The organism is Thalassospira sp. TSL5-1 (assembly GCF_001907695.1).
Classification (GTDB): domain Bacteria; phylum Pseudomonadota; class Alphaproteobacteria; order Rhodospirillales; family Thalassospiraceae; genus Thalassospira.
The window spans coordinates 1287175-1308774 of the sequence record NZ_KV880638.1 but is presented as its reverse complement, the minus strand read 5'-3'; the positions used below and the strand labels follow the sequence as shown (position 1 = coordinate 1308774).

Sequence of the window (21600 nt, the reverse complement as noted above, 5' to 3'; positions counted from 1 at the left end):
ACTTAAAATCAATCCTTGTTGCGGTCCTTGGGCAGGGCAGAGGCAATGCGGTCTGCCAGACGGGCAAAAGGCAGGCTTTGCAGCCACACGGTGCCCGGCCCTTCCAGGGTGGTAATAAACAGCCCCTCGCCGCCAAACAGCGCATTGCGGAACCCGCCGACAAAATCAACGGAATAATCGACACTGTCGGTCAGGGCAACAAGGGCACCGGTATCCACCCGCAGGCGCTGGCCCGGTTGCAAATCCTTGCGCACAATGGTGCCACCGGCATGAACAAAGGCCATGCCATCACCGGTCAGTCGCTGCAAAATAAAGCCTTCACCACCAAACAGGCCTGCACCAAGGCGCTTGGAAAAGGCGATATCAATATCGATGCCTGCTGCGGCGCATAAAAAGCCATCCTTCTGGCACAGGATAGTCCCGCCAAAATCGCGCAGATTAAGATCAATCACCTTGCCCGGATAAGGGGCGGCAAAGGCAACATGGGCCTTGCCACTGCCTTCATGGACAAAACTGGTAATAAAAAAGCTTTCGCCCGTCAGCATGCGTTTGAAACCGGAAAACAGGCCACCGCCAGTATTGGTCTGCATGGTAATGCCGTGACCCATATACATCATGGCCCCCGCCTCGGCGCGCACCCCTTCACCGGGATCGAGTTCAATTTCGACCAACTGCATTTCACTGCCGATGATTTCGTAATCGATAACGTCTGCCACAGGAGATCCTTTTTGCATTTGTTTTGCGGTTATGACAGCAGAAGCCCCGCCGTTCCAGGAGAGCCACCTGCCTACTCTATGTCCTTTTAATAACATTATTTTGTCTGGCAAAGCAGGGCAACATTAAGACATTTTTGCAGCCGCTGCGGTTTCCCCCTTTGACAATTCCCGCAAAGATTGCATCATATCCTATCCTCAAAAATAGGGTGCGATATGGGGCGGGGATGGATGATCAGGGGCTGGCAGATTTTGCCGGGGCTGTTGCTGGCGCCACTTCTGGCGGGCTGCGAAAAACACGATATATACAAAGTCGATATCTGCCGCGTTGCCCTGCCGGGCGTTGAAAATGCTGGTCTGCGCTTTCGCTTGCTAACCTGGCCCGATATGGATGTCGCAAATAATCGCGTCACGCTGATCTACCAAATCCTGCCTGATAGCATCGCCTATCACCGCGCGAATAACAGTGCGCTTTCCGATAATCTTCCCATTTTGGGCACGGGTGCACCTGTCTTTGCGCATAGTATCACCTGCCAGTTTTCCCCTGCGCCATCCCCCGATATGCAAACATCCCTTATCGGCATTGAAACCTCGCGATTTGGCCCGTTACCCGCAAGCCAGCTTGCGCTACTGAACCGGTTCTGGATCAATCGGGTGGGGCAGTCCGCCCTTGTCGCCTTTGAGGATGAAAGCCGAAGTACCACCCTGGCAAATGTTTCCACCCGGCGTATTAAAACTGCATTCGGGTTGTAGCGATTGCCGGACGGGGTGTGACAACGGGGCTATTTATACCCTTCTGACGTTACGTGATGGCGTGATCAATTTTCATTCCGGCACTCTTTGAGGCTTCAAGGCCTTAACTGCCGCCATTCCAGGGGTGGGGACTGGCATTGTGCGTGGTTCCTGGCCGGGCGGTGTGCTACAAGGGCTTTTGACACGTCACAATGCCCCTAGATGAAGACATAGCTTCAAGTATTTTGTCCGCTGGAGTCATAATAATACACGAATAATAGAAATGTGTGAGATAAAAAATCTCCACAAAAGCCTCTATCAGAACATAAATCCATAACCTAAAAACGTTTTTATTTTACCTAATTTAAAAATAATTATTGTTGCACAAAAAAACCAATACAGGAATATCTTCAATGACTCACATAAATCTTAATAACACAGCGCAAAACCTGCCTCACTTTTGGAAATCCAGCATTATTGGGCAGTCCGGAAACTGTAATATCAAAATCCTTAAAATGGACGAACAACAAATTCCTGACGAAACACACGACTATAACGAAGCCTTGATTGTCATTAGCGGCGAAATGTTTTTGAATGTTAAAGGTGAGGAAATAAAAGTTTCCGAAGGCGAAATGTATTTGGCACTTGCAGGCATTCCCCACGCGGTATCAAAGGGAAGTCATGGTACCCTTATGATTATCGACCCTGTCGGAAGTTAATCCAAAAGGCCCAATATAAAATCTTAAAACGACACACAGCAGTATCGAGGCAGGCAGAACCATTTCCTACCTCGATCATATATGTTTATCACTCAGGTACTATGCACCATTTCGCGCTTTTTAAACGGCCCGAACGGAATTTCGGACGGGGCAAAGGTTTCGGCGAATGAACGGTCCCAGCGGCTGTGCCAGTCCGACAATTCCGGTATTTCCGGGCCCGAGACCAAAAAACCCTCCGGCAAATAGGGATACATTTCATTGCCATCAAGGAATTCATTATCCTTTTGCCGGAACATGAAATGATATGGCATAAAATTGCGCGGGTCACTCAGCCCCGCTGCCCCGGTAATTTCGGCCAGGGCGTGCATGGTATTATGGTGGAAACGGGCCACACGCTCGCTTTTATCGCCCACATCCACCGCACGCTGGCGGACCGGGTCCTGGGTGGCAATACCGACCGGGCATTTGTTGGTATGGCAGGACTGCGCCTGAATACAGCCCAGCGCAAACATAAAGCCACGCGCCGCATTGCACCAGTCCGCCCCCAGGGCCAGGACCTGGGCAATATCAAAGGCCGAAACGATTTTGCCCGCCGCGCCAATTTTGATCTCGTTACGAATGCCTGCTCCGCGCAGGGCGTTATGCACAAAAGTCAGGCCTTCGTGCATCGGCATCCCCACCCGGTTGGCAAATTCCACCGGGGCGGCCCCTGTACCGCCTTCCTTGCCATCGACAACAATAAAATCGGGCAGAATACCGGTTTTTAACATCGCCTTGACGATGCACATAAATTCCCGGCGATGGCCGATACACAGCTTGAATCCCACCGGCTTGCCACCGGAAAGATCCCGCAACTGACCAATAAATTCCATCAATCCAATGGGGGTTGAAAAGGTGCGATGGGCAGCAGGGGAAATACAATCCATCCCCATTGGAATGCCCCGCGCCTCGGCAATTTCCTCGGTAATTTTGGCAGCGGGCAACATGCCGCCATGCCCGGGCTTCGCCCCCTGGCTTAGCTTCACCTCGATCATTTTGACCTGGGGGTCAGCAGCCGTTTCGGCGAATTTTTCTGCCGAAAAAGTCCCGTCCTCATTACGACAGCCAAAATAACCCGATGCCACCTGATAAATCAGATCACCCCCACCCTGGCGGTGATAACGGCTAATACTGCCTTCGCCGGTATCATGGGCAAAGCCCCCCTTTTTTGCCCCCTTGTTCAGCGCCAAAATGGCATTGCCCGACAGGGCACCAAAGCTCATGGCGGAGATATTATACAGGCTGGCATCATAGGGCTGTTTGCATTGCGAACCGCCCACGCGCACACGAAAATCCTTGTCCGGGAGCACGGTGGGCGAGACGGAATGGGTCAGCCAGGCATAGCCCGAGGCATAGACATTTTCGATGGTGCCAAAGGGCCGTTTATCCTCCGCCCCCTTGGCGCGCTGATAGACCAGCCCGCGCGACTGACGGCTGAACGGCACCTCGTCATGGTCGCTTTCGATCATATATTGGCGGATTTCCGGGCGGAAACTTTCCAGAATAAAGCGGATATGGCCGCTTACCGGATAGTTACGCAGGATCGAATGGCGCGACTGGCGCAAATCATGGATACCCACCAGCACCAGCGCCCCAAACACAATGGCAGGCAGCCAGAACCAGGCACTAAACGGCACACACAGCAGCGATACAACCGCCAGAAGCGTTACCAGGGCAAGAACCGCGTAACGCTGATACTCGATGACGAATTTCAAAAGAGCCTGTCCTGTCGAATGAAGCGGGAAAAAGGTGGTGCAACCAACTGTAGCACCCCGGCAAATGTAACCATTTCAAAGCCCGCTGCAAGCCTTGCTGATCACCCTTTATTTCCAGGAAGGGCTCAACGGAGCCATCGCGACTCTGACGGCATTGGCATTACAAAAACATCACTCGTTCCGATTCTATCAATCCCACAGCGCACAAACACACAACACTCCCTTATGATATATACTTATGAATTAGATGAAGGCAAATAAACACCCCATAAGAATAGTTTTGCAAAACTTATCGTTACAATTTTATACAATCGAATAATGTATTATTTATCTTGAAAAATATTCAGGTCGGGGGAAATCGATGTCACATTACAAATTAACGTCAAGCGCATGCCGAAATATCAATTGGAAGAAGCTCGTTTTATGTTGTTCGGTCTCAACGCTCGCTTTGTTTGCGGCGGAAACAGCGGAAGCCGCTTGCAACCCAACGGGCACATTTACCCGGGCAAACTGCTTTAGCAGCGGTCAGATTCAGTATTTCTCAGACGATACCATCTCTTCGCTGACCATTAGCGACGAAACAGCACAATCTGTTGAATTTGCACCTGATTCAAGTGGCTCCATTACAGGGGCCACCAATCAAACCCTGACGATTAACGGAAGTACGACGCTTAACCGTTCAGATTACAGCGCCGTGATTTTTGATGTCACGAAGGCAAACAGCAACGTAACTGCAACGATAGCGTCCACGGCATCCGTCACTTCAACTGGCGGTGGTTTTGGCGCTGTCTGGTTCAAAAATGCGACCTCTGGCGATATTACGATCAGCAGTGGTGCAACGATCAATTCGACCGGCCAACAAAGCGGCGCGGCAGGGATTATTGCCACAACAAAAGCTGGCAATGTTTCCATCACAAACGAAGCGTCAGGCTCGGTAACCTCCGATGACCGCGGTCTTTATGGGGATAGCGGTACAAAGGATGTCGTTACAGATCCGTATACCGTTTCAATCACGAATAATGGAACGGTTAAAGCAGGTACAAGAGGCGCATATGGCGTCAATTATTATGGGAACGTTGCCGTAACAAATACCGGGTCTATCGAGACGGATACACGTCAGGCTATCGTCTTATGGTCGGCCGACGGCGGGAACGCATCCGTCAATAACAGTGGCACGCTTAACGCCAAGGATGATCACGCCATTGTAGCCTGGAGCACAAATGGCGATGCCATTGTCACAAATAGCGGCACCGTCACATCGTCTAACAACACAACCCATGATGATACTGGCGGAGGCCATATCGGCATCCAGACCCAGGTTGCCACATCGGGAAATACGACAATTACCAACACATCCACCGGCACTATCAATGCCAATGCCGATACCGGTATCGAAGCCAAAGCACTAACGGCGGGCAATATAACGATATCGAACGCCGGCACGATATCGGCTCTGCGGGGTATTTATGCGGAAACAGCGGACGGAACAATAAATATTGCCAATACCGGCTTACTGACTGCAACGGCATCCGCTGGCACAATCTACGGTATTGATTATAAAAATACCGGCACTATTGCAGGCACCATCAGCAATTTCGGCACGATGACAATATCAAATGGCACCAGCAGCACCGGCATTATGATCGAGGCTGGCTCCGGCGTTTCAGTTGTCAATACAGGCACACTTTCAGTTTCAACAAATGCGCGTGCAGGTGGCATTGTCGCGGCGGGAACAGTAACAGGCACCATTAAAAATTCAGGCAGCCTGACAGTTGCTGGTCAGGCCAGTGGAGCAGGCATTTTCATCGATGACGGTTCTAATGTATCGGTTGAAAATAGTGGCGTACTTTCCGTTTCTTCACTGTCCAGTGCTGTTGGTATTGCCACCACGACAACGGGATCTATCGCGCAACTCACCAACAGCGGTACGATTTCGGCAACGCAATATGCCATTAAAAATGCGGGCACAATGCAAAGTCTTGTGAATAGCGGCACGATCAAAGGCAATATCGAAAATACCAGTGCAACCGGACTGACGATTTCAAACGACAATTCAACGATTTATGGCGTTTTAAGCGGTTATACCAGCGATAACAGCATGGTTAAGGGGCAAATCACGCATACAAATGCCGATCTTGTCTTTTCCAGCGGAAAAATCTGGCTGAATGACGATATAAATGCCACCGGTCACAGCGTTAATAATACGGGTGCCACGCTAAAACTCAGCAATGCAGTGACAATTACCGGCAATTACGTTCAGACAGGCGGTGGGTTGCTGATAGAGGCCGTCAGCACGTCCTCGCATGGTGTACTTAACGTTTCAGGCAACGCCTCAATCAGCAATTCAAACATTGTGGTATCTGGCAACAACCTTGCCGTTGGCGACAGCTACACAATTGTTGGTGCCGGTGGCACGGGAAGCTATTCCACTTTGTCGGCCTCTGTTGTGGGCACAGGTGACCGTAATGCCGCTGTCAAAACTATTGGCAAGGATTTGGTGGTGGTCCTGACCAAAGGGAATGGAACGGGCAAATATACCCCGGTCGGAGATGCCGAGGGAGGCAGCGCAGCTCCATTGGGTCGCACCCTTGATACCATCAATACAAAAGACAGCCCCGAGGCGATTGCCTTTCAAAACCAGGTTCTTGCGCAAATTGACAGCCTACCGCAAAACCAGCGTGGCGAAGCCATCAAGGAACTTTCCCCCGCCAATTCCGCCAATACCGTCCAGTTATCAGCCCAGGCGACATCTATTGTCATTGGGGCTGTCGAAACCCGCCAGCAACTTGCCATGTCGGATGATGGCGGACGCGAAGTCGGGGTTGCAGCCGGGAGCGCGGCACGCTACAGCCAGTTATGGGGCCAAATCCTTGGCGGGTCCGCCCACCGCGCCGGTGACAGTGAAAATGACGGCTTTACCAGCAAAAGTGTTGGCCTTACCACCGGCTTTGATCATTTGATCACCCCTGACCTTTTGGGCGGTGTTGCCTTAAGCTGGGTGCGGTCCTGGACGGATGGCAGCAATGCCTCGAACGGATCGACAAATACGCTTGATAGCTATCAAATGACCTTTTACGGAACCTATCGCATCAACCGCCTTGCCGTGGATGGACAGATTGGTGCGGGCTGGAACCATTACGATCAGGAACGGACCATTTCCTTTTTGGGCAATACGGCCAGTGCCGATTATAACGGCCAGCAATATATGGCCCGCACCCGTGTCGGCTATGATTTCAATTTTGGTGAAACAACACTAACGCCTTTTGCCGGGCTGCGCTGGCTGGGTGCGCATACTGACTCCTACAAGGAAACAGGCGCAGGTGCCGCCAACAACTCGGTCAACAGTCAAAATAACAGCAGTGTCACCCATGAAGTCGGCGCCCGGACCGATTGGAACATTGAAACAGCCACCGGGATTGTATCGCCAGAAGTTTCGGCGGCCTGGATCCATGATTATACCGACAATACGGTGGATACCACGGGCCAGATCGGCGGCACGGATTACACCATCGAAACAAAGGGCCTCGCATCAGATGGCATCCGGCTGGGCCTGGGACTTTCCTACATCACCGATGACAGCATCAGCCTGAAGCTGTCTTATGACGGGGAATTGCGCGCAGGATACCAGAGCCAGACAGCCACCTTGCGGCTGAATTGGGATTTTTAATCCCGGTTGAACAAACGATTTAAAACGGCAACGGCGGCAATTTTGCCGTTGTAGCCGTTTTACGTGCGCATTTTGGTTTCACAATATTGCATTGCGCATATAGCTACTAGCCCGGGCAAAGTTGACAGACACAACATCAAAAAGGTTTGCCTTACCAAACGAAAAAACCGCCCGGTTTCCCGGACGGCGGATAAGATTGCAGAAACGTCATCAATAACCGGGCTGCATTCCTTTACAGCCCGGTTATTGCATGCGCATTGGCAGCAGCCAAGGTAAGGCTTAGGCCTTACCGTAGCCCCCACCACCCGGGGTTTCGATGATGAAAACATCACCCGGATTCATTTCGGTGCCGTCGGTGCCTTTAAGCTCGATAACGGTGCCATCGGTGCGTTCCACCGCGTTGCGGCCGAGTTTGCCCGGTTCGCCGCCTGCCACGGCCTGACCGGGGACGCGACGGTGGTTGGACAGGATGGATGCCGTCATTTTTTCAAGGAAGCGGATGCGACGTACCGTGCCGTCCCCGCCCTTGAATTCACCATCGCCGCCCGACCCGGTGCGGATGCCAAAACTTTCGAGCAAGACCGGGAAGCGCCATTCCAGCACTTCGGGGTCGGTCAGGCGTGAATTGGTCATGTGGGTATGCACACCCGACGTGCCGTTATAGCCCGGACCTGCCCCCGTGCCACCACAGATGGTTTCGTAATATTGATGCTGGTCATTGCCATAGGTGAAGTTGTTCATCGTGCCCTGCGCGCCCGACATGGTGCCAAGGGCGGCATAAAGGGCATCGGTGACATGCTGGCTGGTTTCAACATTCCCGGCCACCACGGCAGCGGGATGCACGGGGTTGAGCATCGAGCCTTCCGGCACAATCAGGTTTACCGGCTTCAGGCAGCCCGCATTAAGCGGAATATCATCATCGACCAGCGTTCTGAACACATACAACACCGCCGCGCGCGTGACCGCAGACGGCGCGTTGAAGTTGTTATCCAGCTGGCTGGAGGTACCGGTGAAATCCACCGTGGCGGAACGGTTTGCCTTGTCGATGGTGACTTTGACACGGACAACGGCCCCGTTATCCATTTCATAGGCAAATTCACCGTCATTCAACCCTTCCAGCACACGGCGGACACTTTCTTCGGCATTGTCCTGAACGTGTTTCATATAGGCATGAACCACTTCAAGACCGAAATGATCGACCATCTTGCGCAGTTCCTGTACGCCCTTTTCATTGGCTGCGATCTGGGCCTGCAGGTCGGCAATATTCTGATAGGGGTTACGTGCCGGATAGGTCGCCCCTTCGAGCAGGGCGCGCAGCCCGGCTTCATCGAACTTGCCCTGATCGACCAGTTTGAAATTGTCGATCAGAACGCCTTCTTCCTCCAGCACCCGTGAATTGGGCGGCATCGAACCCGGCGTGATCCCGCCAACATCGGCATGGTGCCCGCGCGAGGCGACATAGAACAGAATATCCTTGCCCGCATCATCAAACACCGGCGTAATCGCGGTAATGTCCGGCAAATGCGTACCGCCATTATAGGGATCGTTCAGGATATACACATCGCCCGGTTTCATCTGACCGGCGTTTTTGGTCATCACCGCCTGAACAGATTCCCCCATCGAACCCAGATGCACCGGCATATGCGGGGCATTGGCAATGAGCAGGCCCTGCTGGTCAAACAGCGCGCAGGAGAAATCGAGCCGTTCCTTGATATTGACCGAATAGGAGGTATTGGCGAGCGTCACACCCATCTGTTCGGCAATATTCATGAACAGATTGTTGAACACTTCCAGCATCACCGGGTCAGCCTCGGTGCCAATCGCCTCGGTCCGTTTTAATGGCACCACACGGGTCAGGACCAAATGATCGCGGCCATTGACTTTGGCTTCCCAGCCCGGATCAATCACCGTGGTGCCCACCGGCTCAACAACCACGGCAGGGCCGGTCACAACCGCACCCGGCTTCATGTCTTCGCGTTTATAGAACGGTGTCTCATGCGCCTCGCCGCCAAAAACCACACGGCGGGTGGCAAGCGCGTTGACCGATGCGTCGCTGTCATCCACGGCTTCGGCATCGGGCAGGCTTTCGGTTTCGCCAATGGCTTCAACGGCCACAGCCTCGACCACCAGGGGTTTTTCTTCCATCACAAAGCCATAACGCTGTTTGTGCTGGTCTTCAAACTGGGCCTTGATTTCGTCCGCCGTGCCAAAATCAACGATCAGCGGGTTATCGGTGCCGTCATAACGCAGATGCAGTTTTTTCAGCAGGCGGATTTTATCATCACCAATGCCCTGTTCATGCAATTCCCCACGAGCTTCCACACCGAGCTTGTCAAGCTGCTGGTCCAGATTTGCCAGTTCTTCGGTTTTAAGGCGGGCTTCAACCGCCTGTTCGCGCATCGCCCGAATATCGGCCAAACCCATGCCATAGGCCGAGAGAACACCGGCGAAGGGATGAACAAAAACACGGGTCATGCCCAGCGTATCTGCCACCTGGCAGGCATGCTGCCCGCCGGCCCCGCCAAAGCATTGCAGGATATAATCCGACACATCGTAACCACGTTGCACCGAAATCTGCTTAATCGCATTGGCCATGTTTTCAACGGCAATACGCAAAAAGCCTTCGGCGACTTCTTCGCTGGTCATGTCATTGCCGGTATCGGCCTTAATTTTGGCGGCCATTTCGGCAAAGAGGGATTTGACCGCTGCGTCATCCAACGGTTCGTTACCTTCGGGGCCAAAAACCGGCGGGAAGAAATCGGGCTGGACCTTGCCCAGCATCACATTGATGTCGGTCACGGCCAGCGGCCCGCCCCGGCGATAGGCCGCCGGGCCAGGATTGGCACCGGCGCTATCGGGGCCCACACGGAAACGCGCGCCATCAAAATGCAGGATCGACCCGCCACCGGCGGCAACGGTGTGGATTTTCATCATTGGCGCACGCATGCGCACCCCGGCGACCTGGGTTTCAAAGTCGCGTTCATATTCGCCGTCATAATGCGAAACGTCGGTCGAGGTGCCGCCCATATCGAACCCGATGACCTGCTTAAAGCCATCCATTTCGGCCGTGCGCACCATGCCAACAACACCGCCCGCCGGACCGGAGAGAATGGCATCCTTGCCCTGAAATTTGGAGGCATCGGTCAGCCCGCCATTGGACTGCATGAACATCAGCTTCACGCCACCCAGTTCGCCTGCCACCTGGTCCACATAACGGCGCAGAATGGGCGAAAGATACGCATCCACCACCGTGGTATCACCCCGCGAAACCAGCTTCATTAACGGGCTGACTTCGTGGCTGACGGAGACCTGGGTAAAGCCGATATCCCGGGCGATTTCGGCAGCGGCCAGCTCGTGTGCGCTGTAGCGATAGCCGTGCATAAAGACAATCGCACAGGCCCGAATGCCATCATCAAAGGCGGCTTGCAGGTCGGTGCGCAACTGGTCCCGGTCCAGCGGGGTCAGTTCCTCGCCATTTGCGTTAAAACGCTCCGCTGCCTCAATCACCCGTTCATACAGGCTTTCAGGCAGCTTGATGTTGCGGTCAAACAGGCGCGGACGGTTTTGATAGGCAATACGCAGGGCATCGCGAAAGCCCGTGGTTGTCACCAGCACCGTGCGGTCGCCCTTGCGTTCCAAAAGCGCATTGGTGGCAACGGTGGTGCCCATTTTCACCGCTTCAATTTTTTCCGCCGGGATGGTTTCGTCATCGGCGACTTCCAACAGATCGCGAATGCCCTGAATGGCGGCATCCTTGTAGCGTTCCGGGTTTTCCGACAGCAGCTTGTGCGTTACCAGCGAGCCATCGGGTTTGCGGGCAACGATGTCGGTAAAGGTGCCGCCACGGTCCACCCAGAACTGCCACTTGGCCGTATCGGCCGTGTTGGTTTGCGATGTATTTTTATCAGGCGAAGCCATGATGCTTACTCCTTCAGCATCCGAAATTCAGAAATAGCGGGACAATGGGACCGGCAATGCCAGCCGCACATTGCCTAGTTCATTTGCGTCGGCAGCCAGGTGGCAATGCCGGGGAAAATTGTGATCAGCGCCACAGCGGCCATCAGCAAAAAGAAAAATGGCAGCGCCGCAACGGCGATGGAAAACAGGTTCTTGCCCGTCAGCCCCTGCAAAACAAACAGGTTAAAGCCAACCGGCGGGGTGATTTGCGACATTTCAACCACCAGCACCAGATAGATGCCAAACCACAGAGCATCGATATTGGCAGCCTGCACCATCGGCAAAATGACCGAGGTTGTCAGCACAACCACCGAAATGCCATCAAGGAAACAGCCCATGACGATGAAAAACAGGGTTAACATCGCCAAAAGCGCGTAGGGCGATAGGTGCATATCCGAAATCAGCCCGGCAAGTTCGCGCGGAATACCGGTAAAACCCATCGCCACCGTCAGGATCGAGGCACCGGCAAGAATAAAACAGATCATGCAGGAGGTGCGGGTTGCGCCCATCAGGCCATCGACAAAGCTGGCCCAGCTTAATGTGCGACTGAAGGCGGACAGGATCAGCGCGCCGACCACACCAAAGGCCGCTGCCTCGGTCGGGGTGGCAATGCCGCCATAGATCGAGCCAATCACGGCCGTGATCAGCAAAATAACCGGAATAAGGCGGCCCGATGCCCGCACCTTGTCCATAAAGGGAATGCTGGGTGCTGCGGGGGGCATTTTGTCCTTATGGATGGTGGACCATATCATGACAAAGCCCATAAACAGCACGATCAGCATGATACCGGGCAAGACACCAGCGATGAACAAACGCGCAATCGACAGCTCGGCGGACACACCATAGACAATCAGAATGATCGACGGCGGAATAAGCAGGCCCAGCGTGCCGGACCCGGCCAGGGTGCCCAAAATCAGCTTGTCAGCATAGCCCTGCTTGCGCAATTCGGGGATCGACATGCGGCCAATGGTGGCCGCCGTTGCCGCAGAGGAGCCGGAAACAGCCGCAAAGATACCGCAGCCCAGAATATTGACATGCAACAGACGCCCCGGCAGGCGATTTAACCACGGTGCCAGGCCGGTAAACATGTCCTCGGACAGGCGGGATCGAAACAGGATTTCGCCCATCCAGATAAACAGCGGCAGCGGGGCCAGCGACCAGGTGGCAATGCTGCTCCAGGCGGTGGTTGCCATAACCGGGCCGGTTTGTGCGCCGGAAAAAAACTCAAGACCAATAATGCCAATAGCAAACAGCGACAATGCCACCCAAAGCCCAGCGCCCAAAAACAGGAACAGCAGCGCCATCAGGACCAGGCCGATTTCAAGAACTTCCATATGACCTACCCCTTATTCCGTCATGTCGCTGGTTTCGCGGTCGGCAAACACGGTGGCGCGACCCCAAAGCGTATCAATAAAGCCTTCGACCAGGGCCAACGTGAGCATACCCAGACCAAAGGTCATTGCGGTTTGCGGAATCCAGAGCGGAAAGGCCAAAACCCCCGGCGAAGCATCGCCATAGGAAAAACTTTCCTGGGCCAAAACCCCCATCCACCAGGTAAAATAACCGGCCAGAAACACCGCAAAAGCCAGCGTGATCAGGTCCATGATGCGGCGCGGCACACCCGATAACTGCCCGACAACCAGCAAAACCCGAATATGCGCCCCATGCCGCAGCGCAGGCCCCAGGGCCAGAAACATGCCGGCCGCCAGTGAAAAACCCGACAATTCATTGGCATCGGGAATAACATGGCCAAACAAACGCCCGATTGACTGGGAAAGAATCAGCACTGCGATCATCACCAGAAACACAGCAGCCAAAACCGACGTTACCTTAAAAAGAATATCCAGTGATTTACGCACAGTGATCCCCTTTCCACCCGGCCAGGCCGGTGGTTGATAGCGAGATACAGAATATCATTTTTTGACGTATGAATTGTCCGGGGCCGCCAATAACGGGTGCCCCGGACAATGCAAAGAGGATATTACTTCTTGTAAGCGTCGATAATGGCCTGGCCGGTATCGCCGGTTTTCTTGAGCCAATCGGCCACCATTTCATCGCCAACCTTGGCAAGGCCCGCCTTCAATTCGGCACTGGGCGCGGCAACATTCATGCCGTTTTCCTTAAGGATCGCCTTTTTGGCTTCAGCTTCGTCCATGCTCATTTTCCAGCCGCGTTCTTCGGCCTTGGCGGCGGCATCCATCACGGCTTTCTGCACATCGGGCGACAGGCGATCAAAGGACTTGGCATTCACGATCACCATGTTTTTGGGCAACCATGCCTGCACATCATAGAAATTATCTACAAAGTCCCAGGCCTTGGAATTCGCCCCGGTCGAGGGCGAGGTCATCATCGCTTCGACAATGCCGGTGGCAAAGGCGGTCGGAATTTCGGGCACTTCCACCTGGGTTGCGACCATGCCGGTCAATTCGGCAAGTTGCGAGGTGGTGGCATTATAAGCACGGAACTTAAGCCCCTTGAGGTCCTCAACCGAATTGACTTCCTTGGCGGTATAAAGGCCCTGGGCTGGCCACGGAACGGCGTAAAGCACTTTCAAACCGTCTTTTGCCAGCTTTTCTTCGATCGTTGTGCGCGAAACATCCCACAGTTTTTTGGCATCGTCATAGCTGGTTGCCAAAAACGGGATGGCATCAACGGTGTAAACCGGGTCTTCATTGGCCAGAAGCGAAATCAGCACTTCGCCAATCGGCACCAGACCACGCTGAACCGACCGTTTGATTTCGGCATGTTTGAACAGTGATCCACCCGAATGCACGGTAATCGCCAATTCACCATTGGTCGCGGCTTCCACGTCCTTGGCAAATTCCATAATGTTCTGGGTATGGAATGTCGCATCCGGATAAGGGGTTGCCATATCCCACTTATCGGCAGCCATTGCAGCCCCCGCCGAAAAGGTCATCGCCGCGATGGCAACAGCCGAAAACGCCTTTTTCAACATTTTATCAGTCTCCCGTTTTTTGTTTTCAATTTAGCCTTCCAACAAAACGGTTACATTTTATCGTCAATTTGTCAACGTACTTTCATAACAGTCATGCAAAAAACTGGATGCTGTTTTTTTTACGCATCGATTGCCCGCTCTAACGAGTTGAAAAACGGTGCCTATAACGTGACGCTGATCGAAAATAGACAGAGACAAGACAAAAAAATGGCAGCTTCCCGCTAGGAAAGCTGCCGTTTTTATGTTCATAAAACTGGAATGATTAAAGACTCGGCCTGTTTGCTTTTCTGTTCATTTCACAGGGTATAATCGCGCAAAACGACCACCATCACCACCGACGCCGCCCGCCTACATTGCACTTGCCGCGCGCGAGGCCTGGTCATACACACCAGAAATGGCGCGCAGGGTTTTGGCAACATCGCCCACCTCGTCGCGATTAACCCCCAGGCGCTCAAAGGTTTCAATCAAGCAGGCTTCCCGCACTTCGCGATAACGCTGGCACAGCTCGCGGCCTTCCTTCGAGGTGGCATAATGCACTTCCTTGCCCCGCTTGATGCCATCTACCAGCCCCTGCTTGCGCAGTTTTTTCAGGGCATAATTCACCAGATGGCTGTCTTCGACATTTAGGACAAAGCACACTTCCGACAGGCTTTTTTCCCGTTCGCGCGAATTCACATTATGCAGAACCAGAATATCAAGAATGGAAAGGTCAGGCATCCCGGCTGCCCGCATACAGCGCACAACCCAGCGGTTAAAGGCATTGCCCGATAGAATCAGGGCAAATTCCAGCTCGGACAGCTCGGCTGCACGGTCGGACACCAGGTGCGAGGAAGAAACAATACGCTGTTTTTCGGTCATATTAGACGTTCCAGTTATTTTTTTGACGCACTTAACCGAAACATAGAACGGACATCTCACCATCCAGATCAAAAATATAACGGTTTACCGTTACTTTATTGCAAAAACACCGCCATTAACAAGCCCGTTCACCCCACAGTTACCAACGTTTTGTCATCAAAGCGCCCGCATCCTGTCAAGGAAGCTATGTACCTCCTGCTGCAACTGGCTATTTTCCCGCCCCAGATCGGTGGCTGAACGACTAACATCGCCAGCCGCACTGTTTGTATCGGCAACAGCCCCGCTTAATCCGGTCATGGCCGCCGAAATTTCTTCGGTGCCAACGGCGGCTTGCTCCACATTCTGGGAAATTTCGCTGGTTGCAGCAGTCTGCTCCTCAATCGCGGCGGCCACGGCAGAGGCGCGCTGGCTGATTTCGGCAATCATGCCAACAATTTCTTCTATTGCGGTAACCGCATCACGGGTTGCGCCCTGAATACCCGTCACCTGATTGGTAATTTCCTGGGTCGCCCGGCCAGTTTGGGTGGCAAGATTTTTGACCTCACCGGCAACCACGGCAAACCCTTTTCCGGCATCACCGGCACGGGCCGCCTCGATCGTGGCATTTAATGCCAAAAGATTGGTTTGCGCTGCAATGTCGCTAATCAGGCCAATCACCTCGCCAATATGCACGGCCGCATCATCCAGACGCTGGATATTATTGCTGGTGGCACGGGCTCGTTCGGATGCTGCAACAGCCATATTCGAGGTATCGCTAACCTGACTGGAAATTTCATTGATTGAAGCGGCAAGCTCGGTGGCGGCCGTTGCCACCAGCTGCACATTTGCCGAGGCTTCCTCAGCCCCGGAGGACACGACCATTGACTGACGCGACGACGTTTCAGCACTGCCGCGCAACACGGCAGACGAGCCATGCAACCTTTGAACCGCCTCCTCTACAGTTGCCATGACATTGACCACAACTGCATCAAATTCGAGGATATTCTGCTCCTGTTTTTCCATACGAATGCGGCGTTCTTCCTGCTGGCGGGCCTGCTCTGCCTCCAGTTTAACGCGTTCAATGCCGTTTTCACGAAACACCATGACGGCCCGGCCCATTTCGCCAATTTCGTCCTTCCGGCTGGCTTCGGACAGGTCCACATCAAAATCGTTGTGAGCAAGGCGGGTCATCTTCCCTGTCAGCGCCGTAATAGCCGACACAATCCCGCGAGACAGCAAAACTGACATGACAAGCAGAACAACGGCCCCTGCGACAAAGGCAAAAATACTGAAATGAAGACTATTTTTGGCGATAATTTTGGCATCCGCGCGCTGAGCATTTGCGTAGGCATCAACCTTGGCGGTCAATGAAGCCAACAGCGGCTCTGCCGCGCTAAAATAATCGCTCAAAAGCAAGAGTTTTTCTTCACGCTGTGAAATGGCATCTGCAACGTTCGTAAAGTCGGCAATATAAGACGTCATCAATTGCAACAAACGGGTTTTATCCGCTGCCGGGATGTCATTATTGATCGACAGGGCCGTTTTAAATTCCGCAAGACGCTGTTGTATTTCGGCAAGATATTTACGGTCCAGCCGGGCAAGAAAATCCTTCTCGTGCCGTCGCATCATCAACATCAGGACTGTCAGTTTGTCGGCATCGTATTTTTTCAAATCGCTTTCAACAGCGTGAACCGAGGAACGCAACTTCCCCATCAATCCGCTTTTTTCGTCCAGACCAATATCGCGTTGCAAGACGACAACCTCGCCAAAAGCCTTGGCATAGCTCTGAAAAAGATCGCGAATTTGGTTGATGGTAGCGCGGTCAGCCGACATTTCCGGACGGGCATGCAAATAGTTCAACCCATCAATAACACTGGAAACCGTGGCCCCATGCAGATCGACATATTCCTCATCCCGGCGCAGCAGAAAATCTTTTTCCCGGCGGCGTGCATTTAAAAACTCCAGCGAAACCTCGCCAATCATTTGCCGATTTTCTGTCGCGATCTGAGCCGCCTGCTCGGCCACCTGACGGGACTGGTTGGAAACAAACTGTCCGATGGCGACAAACGCAAAAACAACAAGCGCAATCGCCCCGATCAGAGAAATTTGGTAAATAAGCCGGAATTTTGACAGAAATTGCATAAAAGCACGCCACACCAATACCTAAGGATAATACCTATCCTTAGGTTGGTATCCACCCGCGCCGTTTCAATGTAATCGTGCGAAATAACTGCCAAACAATTCTCGAAATGACCAACCCTTGCCGATACAGAAGTATTACCCTATTTCTGGAGCAACTTTAACCAATCCGGCGCCGTGTTTCGTTGCACCGCCTTTTGACAATCGGAGCACTGAAACCATGAGCATCTGGGGCAAAATCATTGGCGGCGCAGCAGGCTTTGCCCTGGGCGGACCGCTGGGGGCCATTTTGGGTGCCGCGGCGGGCCATATGGTGGACAAGGCCAACGATGGCGATTTCAGCCAGGAACGCATTTCATCGGGTGGGCCCTGGGGCCAGCATAGTGGCGGCAATCCGTGGGGGCAGCGCACGGGGCAATATGGCGGGCAATTTAGTGGTCAGTTTGGCGGAGCAGACCCACGCCAGGTCGCCTTTGCCACTGGCGTTATCGTATTGTCGGCCAAAATGGCCAAGGCCGATGGTACCGTCACCCGCGAAGAAATTGACGCGTTTAAACGCCTGTTTCGCGTTACCGGCCCGGATGCCGCCCAGGTCGGCCAAATTTTCGATGCTGCCCGCCGTTCGCCCGATGGATACGAACCCTATGCCCAACAAATTGCACAAATGTTTGCCGGTGAACGTGCGGTTCTGGAAAGCATCCTTGAAGCCCTGCATCAGATTGCCCTGGCCGATGGCACACTGCACCCGGCAGAAAAGGAATATCTGCGCAAGGTTGCGATGATTTTCGGCTTTGAAGATGTTGACTTTGACCGTGTTCACCAGGGCAGCACCGCCCCGCGCAGCGAACAGGACCCGTATAAACAACTGGGCCTGACCCGATCTGCCAGCAATGAAGAGCTTAAGGCAGCACATCGCAAGCTGTCGCGCGAAAACCACCCGGACCTTTTGATGGCAAAGGGTATGCCCGAGGAATTTGTTGAACAGGCGAACGAAAAAATGGCCCGTATCAACGCCGCCTGGGACCAGATTTGCAAGGAACGCCATATTTAGTCTTCCTGCATGTTGGCTTTTTGCGACTTGGGCGCATTGCTGTGGCTTGATCACACGATATGATTTCGCTTGCACCGCAGCGCATTTTGCGGTTTGCAGGGGGCAACACATTTACCGTTTTCGGGGTTTTAGGTTTTCATGGCGCCACCGCTGATCAATATTAACGACATCCGCCTGACATTTGGCGGCAATGACCTGTTTTCCGACGTGTCGGTTGCCATTGGCGAACGCGACAGGTTGTGCCTGGTCGGCCGCAATGGCGGGGGGAAATCCACGCTGTTAAAAATTATCGCCGGTGAAATCGAGGCCGATGGCGGCGAACGCTTTGTTCAGCCCGGCTGCAAGGTCGCCTATCTGGCCCAGGAACCGCGTTTTGGCGATTACGCCACGGTCGAGGATTACGTTCTAAGCGCGCTTGAGGACCATGAGCAGGATTACGCCTACCGGGCGGATATGCTGCTGGATGCCGTCAAGATTGACCCCAAGGCGGACCCCAATACCCTGTCGGGCGGTGAAGGTCGCCGAACCGCCATTGCCCGTGCCCTGATTGCCGACCCGCAAGTCCTGTTGCTGGACGAACCGACCAACCATCTGGATCTGCCAACGATTGAATGGCTGGAAAGCGAGATCAAGGCGTTTCGCGGGGCTGTTGTGGTGATTTCGCATGACCGCGCCTTTTTGAATGCCATTTCCAATGGTGTGCTGTGGCTGGATCGCGGGGTATTGCGCCGCAATGACCAGAGCTTTGCCCAGTTTGATGACTGGTCGGAAGAAGTTTACCGCAAGGAAGCCGAAGAACGCGCCAAGCTGGATAAACTGATTGCCCAGGAATCGGTTTGGGCCGTGCAGGGCATTACCGCCCGGCGCAAACGCAACCAGGGCCGCCTGCGCCGCCTGTATGAAATGCGCCATGAACGCTCGCAACAGGTGGGGCGGATTGGCAATGTGTCGCTGGCATCCGAAACCGGCAGCACGTCGGGCAAGGTCGTGATCGAGGCGACCGATATTGGCAAATCCTGGGATGACAAACACATCATTTCGGGCTTTTCCACCCGCATTTTGCGCGGCGATAAAGTCGGTATTATCGGGCCAAACGGGGCGGGTAAAACCACGCTGCTTAAAATCCTGACCGGGCAGACCGCGCCCGATGAAGGCACGGTTAAAATTGGCACCAACCTGACGCCAACCTATTTTGACCAGAAACGCGCCGCCCTGGATGATACCAAAACCCTGTGGGATACCCTGTGCGATGTAGGCGGTGACCAGGTGATGGTGCGCGGTACCCCGCGCCATGTGGTCAGCTATCTGCGCGATTTCCTGTTTGACGAAAAACAGGCCAGAAGCCCGGTGGGGGCCCTTTCGGGCGGGGAGCGCAACCGTTTGCTGCTGGCAAAGGAACTGGCGAAACCCACCAACCTTCTGATCATGGACGAACCGACCAACGATCTGGATATGGATACGCTGGATCTGTTGCAGGAAATGCTGTCGGAATACGAAGGCACGCTGCTTCTGGTCAGTCATGATCGTGATTTTCTCGATCGGGTTGTGACATCCTCCATCGTGATGGAAGGCAATGGCATTGCCACCGAATATCCCGGTGGCTATTCGGATTATGTGCATTTGCGCAAACTTTCGGCCAAGGCCGAGGCTGACAATGGCCCCTCAAACACCAAACCGATTAAACGCGGCGGTAGCAAAACGGGCAATGCGACCCCAGCCAAGCCCAAAGCCAAGGGTAAACTCAGCTATAAGGACCAGCGCGATTACGACATGCTGCCCGCCACCATCGAAAAGCTGGAAGGGGAAGTTACCCAACTGGAAGCGGACCTGGCCGATGGCAGCCTGTTTACATCGGACCCGGCGGCCTTCCAGAAAAAGCTGGACCGCATGGAAGCGGCACGCCGCGAAATTGAAAAGGCCGAAGAACGCTGGCTGGAACTTGAAATGCTGCGCGAGGAACTGGGGATCGAATAACCCCACCTAAAAATGTTTATATAAAAAGGGAAGCTGCACAAATGTGGCTTCCTTTTTTAATGCGTTAAATCATTTTGCAGCAAAGACAGCCTGCACATTTGTGCATTGGTGCCCGTCACGCAATAAGCTTGAGTGATTCAAAACAAACACGTAACCATGACGACCAGAAGTTTCATTGCGACAGTTGCCTGGCAGGTCGCACCCCTTTGAATTTCAGGTTGTTTCATGCCCCTAAAAGCCACACTTTTATCGCTTTCTGTCGCCATTATCTGGGGCATCAACATGCTGACCGTCAAAGGCGCGGTTGGCGAAATTCCACCCATCATGCTCACGGCCATTCGCTTTCTTGCGGTTGCAGCCCTGCTGGTTCCGTTTACCAAGGTGCCACGCGATAAACTGCCAAAACTGGCGCTGCTGTCCGTCGTGTTTGGCACCGGGCATTTTGGCGTGCTGTTTTGCGCCCTTTCCATGCTGGATGCCGGGCCGGTCGCCATCATCGTTTTGCTGGGTGTGCCGTTTTCATCCATGCTCGCGACCTATTTCTTCAATGACCGGCTGGGCTGGAAACGCCTGCTGGGCATGACGCTAGCCTTTGTTGGTGTGACCCTGATGTTCTGGGACCCGACAATGACCGACCTTAAACTGCCGCTGCTGCTGGTGGTGTTTGCCGCCCTGATGTGGGCGGTTGCCAATGTGTTGATCAAAAAACTGGGCGACATCAACACCTTCGAGCTGAATGGCTGGATGGGCCTGATGGCCGCACCGCAATTGCTGGTTTTGTCATTTTTTCTGGAACCGGGCGCGGTGCACGCCGTTATAAATGCAAGCTGGGTTGCCTGGGCAAATTTAAGCTTCACCGTTTTTATGTCGTCTATCGTAGCGTACGGGTCGTGGTATTATCTGCTCAAGACATATGATGTGAACCAGGTGGTGCCCTGGTCACTTTTGGCCCCCGTGATCAGTGTAACGGGATCAATTCTGGTATTCGGGGAAAGCATCAGTACGTTTAAAATCATTGGTGGGTTAACCGTTCTGGCCGGTGTTGGCGTGATCATGTTTCGCAAACCACCACAGAACCAGGAACAGGGAATGGATTAAACA

At 53.6% G+C, this 21600-nt stretch carries 14 protein-coding genes; 6 read left to right on the top strand and 8 right to left on the bottom strand.

Going from position 1 to position 21600, the window contains the following annotated elements:
- Window positions 1-8: 8 nt before the first annotated feature.
- Window positions 9-716 (bottom strand): TIGR00266 family protein, encoded by a 708-nt coding sequence (locus LF95_RS15520; protein ID WP_073955921.1) that lies wholly within the window; start codon window positions 714-716, stop codon window positions 9-11.
- A 228-nt stretch (window positions 717-944) separates the two neighbouring features.
- On the opposite strand from LF95_RS15520, the gene LF95_RS15515 reads away from it, so the two are divergent.
- Both LF95_RS15515 and LF95_RS15510 read left to right on the top strand, forming a co-directional pair.
- Window positions 945-1466 (top strand): hypothetical protein, encoded by a 522-nt coding sequence (locus LF95_RS15515; RefSeq protein WP_143182062.1) that lies wholly within the window; start codon window positions 945-947, stop codon window positions 1464-1466.
- A gap of 392 nt (window positions 1467-1858) precedes the next feature.
- A complete protein-coding gene (locus tag LF95_RS15510) occupies window positions 1859-2164 on the top strand; it encodes a cupin domain-containing protein (protein ID WP_073955919.1) in 306 nt (101 codons plus the stop codon).
- 92 nt (window positions 2165-2256) lie between these two features.
- Here LF95_RS15510 and LF95_RS15505 read toward each other — a convergent pair whose 3' ends face one another.
- Window positions 2257-3918 carry an FMN-binding glutamate synthase family protein gene (locus tag LF95_RS15505; RefSeq protein WP_073955918.1) on the bottom strand — a complete coding sequence of 554 codons (1662 nt, stop codon included), beginning with the start codon at window positions 3916-3918 and terminating at the stop codon, window positions 2257-2259.
- Between the two features lie 361 nt (window positions 3919-4279).
- Between LF95_RS15505 and LF95_RS15500 the strand changes: the two genes are divergently transcribed.
- Window positions 4280-7585 carry an autotransporter outer membrane beta-barrel domain-containing protein gene (locus LF95_RS15500; protein ID WP_083607716.1) on the top strand — a complete coding sequence of 1102 codons (3306 nt, stop codon included), beginning with the start codon at window positions 4280-4282 and terminating at the stop codon, window positions 7583-7585.
- A gap of 279 nt (window positions 7586-7864) precedes the next feature.
- On the opposite strand, the gene LF95_RS15495 is transcribed toward LF95_RS15500, so the two are convergent.
- From LF95_RS15495 to LF95_RS15470, 6 genes are all read right to left on the bottom strand, one after another.
- The gene (locus tag LF95_RS15495; RefSeq protein ID WP_073955916.1) at window positions 7865-11503 is read right to left on the bottom strand and encodes a hydantoinase B/oxoprolinase family protein; all 3639 of its coding nucleotides are present in this window, start codon (window positions 11501-11503) and stop codon (window positions 7865-7867) included.
- A gap of 74 nt (window positions 11504-11577) precedes the next feature.
- A complete protein-coding gene (locus tag LF95_RS15490) occupies window positions 11578-12876 on the bottom strand; it encodes a TRAP transporter large permease (RefSeq protein WP_073955915.1) in 1299 nt (432 codons plus the stop codon).
- A 12-nt stretch (window positions 12877-12888) separates the two neighbouring features.
- Window positions 12889-13401 carry a TRAP transporter small permease gene (locus LF95_RS15485; protein WP_073955914.1) on the bottom strand — a complete coding sequence of 171 codons (513 nt, stop codon included), beginning with the start codon at window positions 13399-13401 and terminating at the stop codon, window positions 12889-12891.
- 122 nt (window positions 13402-13523) lie between these two features.
- Window positions 13524-14498, bottom strand: a complete 975-nt coding sequence (locus LF95_RS15480; RefSeq protein WP_073955913.1) for a TRAP transporter substrate-binding protein — start codon at window positions 14496-14498, stop codon at window positions 13524-13526.
- A 348-nt stretch (window positions 14499-14846) separates the two neighbouring features.
- Window positions 14847-15356, bottom strand: coding sequence for a winged helix DNA-binding protein (locus tag LF95_RS15475; RefSeq protein WP_073955912.1), 510 nt, complete (start codon window positions 15354-15356; stop codon window positions 14847-14849).
- Window positions 15357-15512: 156 nt separating this feature from the next.
- Window positions 15513-17477 carry a methyl-accepting chemotaxis protein gene (locus LF95_RS15470; protein WP_073956324.1) on the bottom strand — a complete coding sequence of 655 codons (1965 nt, stop codon included), beginning with the start codon at window positions 17475-17477 and terminating at the stop codon, window positions 15513-15515.
- A 217-nt stretch (window positions 17478-17694) separates the two neighbouring features.
- Here LF95_RS15470 and LF95_RS15465 point away from each other — a divergent pair, with 217 nt between their 5' ends.
- From LF95_RS15465 to LF95_RS15455, 3 genes are all read left to right on the top strand, one after another.
- Window positions 17695-18525 carry a TerB family tellurite resistance protein gene (locus LF95_RS15465; RefSeq protein WP_073955911.1) on the top strand — a complete coding sequence of 277 codons (831 nt, stop codon included), beginning with the start codon at window positions 17695-17697 and terminating at the stop codon, window positions 18523-18525.
- A 138-nt stretch (window positions 18526-18663) separates the two neighbouring features.
- Window positions 18664-20499, top strand: a complete 1836-nt coding sequence (locus LF95_RS15460) for an ATP-binding cassette domain-containing protein (RefSeq protein WP_073955910.1) — start codon at window positions 18664-18666, stop codon at window positions 20497-20499.
- A gap of 225 nt (window positions 20500-20724) precedes the next feature.
- A complete protein-coding gene (locus LF95_RS15455; RefSeq protein ID WP_073955909.1) occupies window positions 20725-21597 on the top strand; it encodes a DMT family transporter in 873 nt (290 codons plus the stop codon).
- Window positions 21598-21600: the final 3 nt, after the last annotated feature.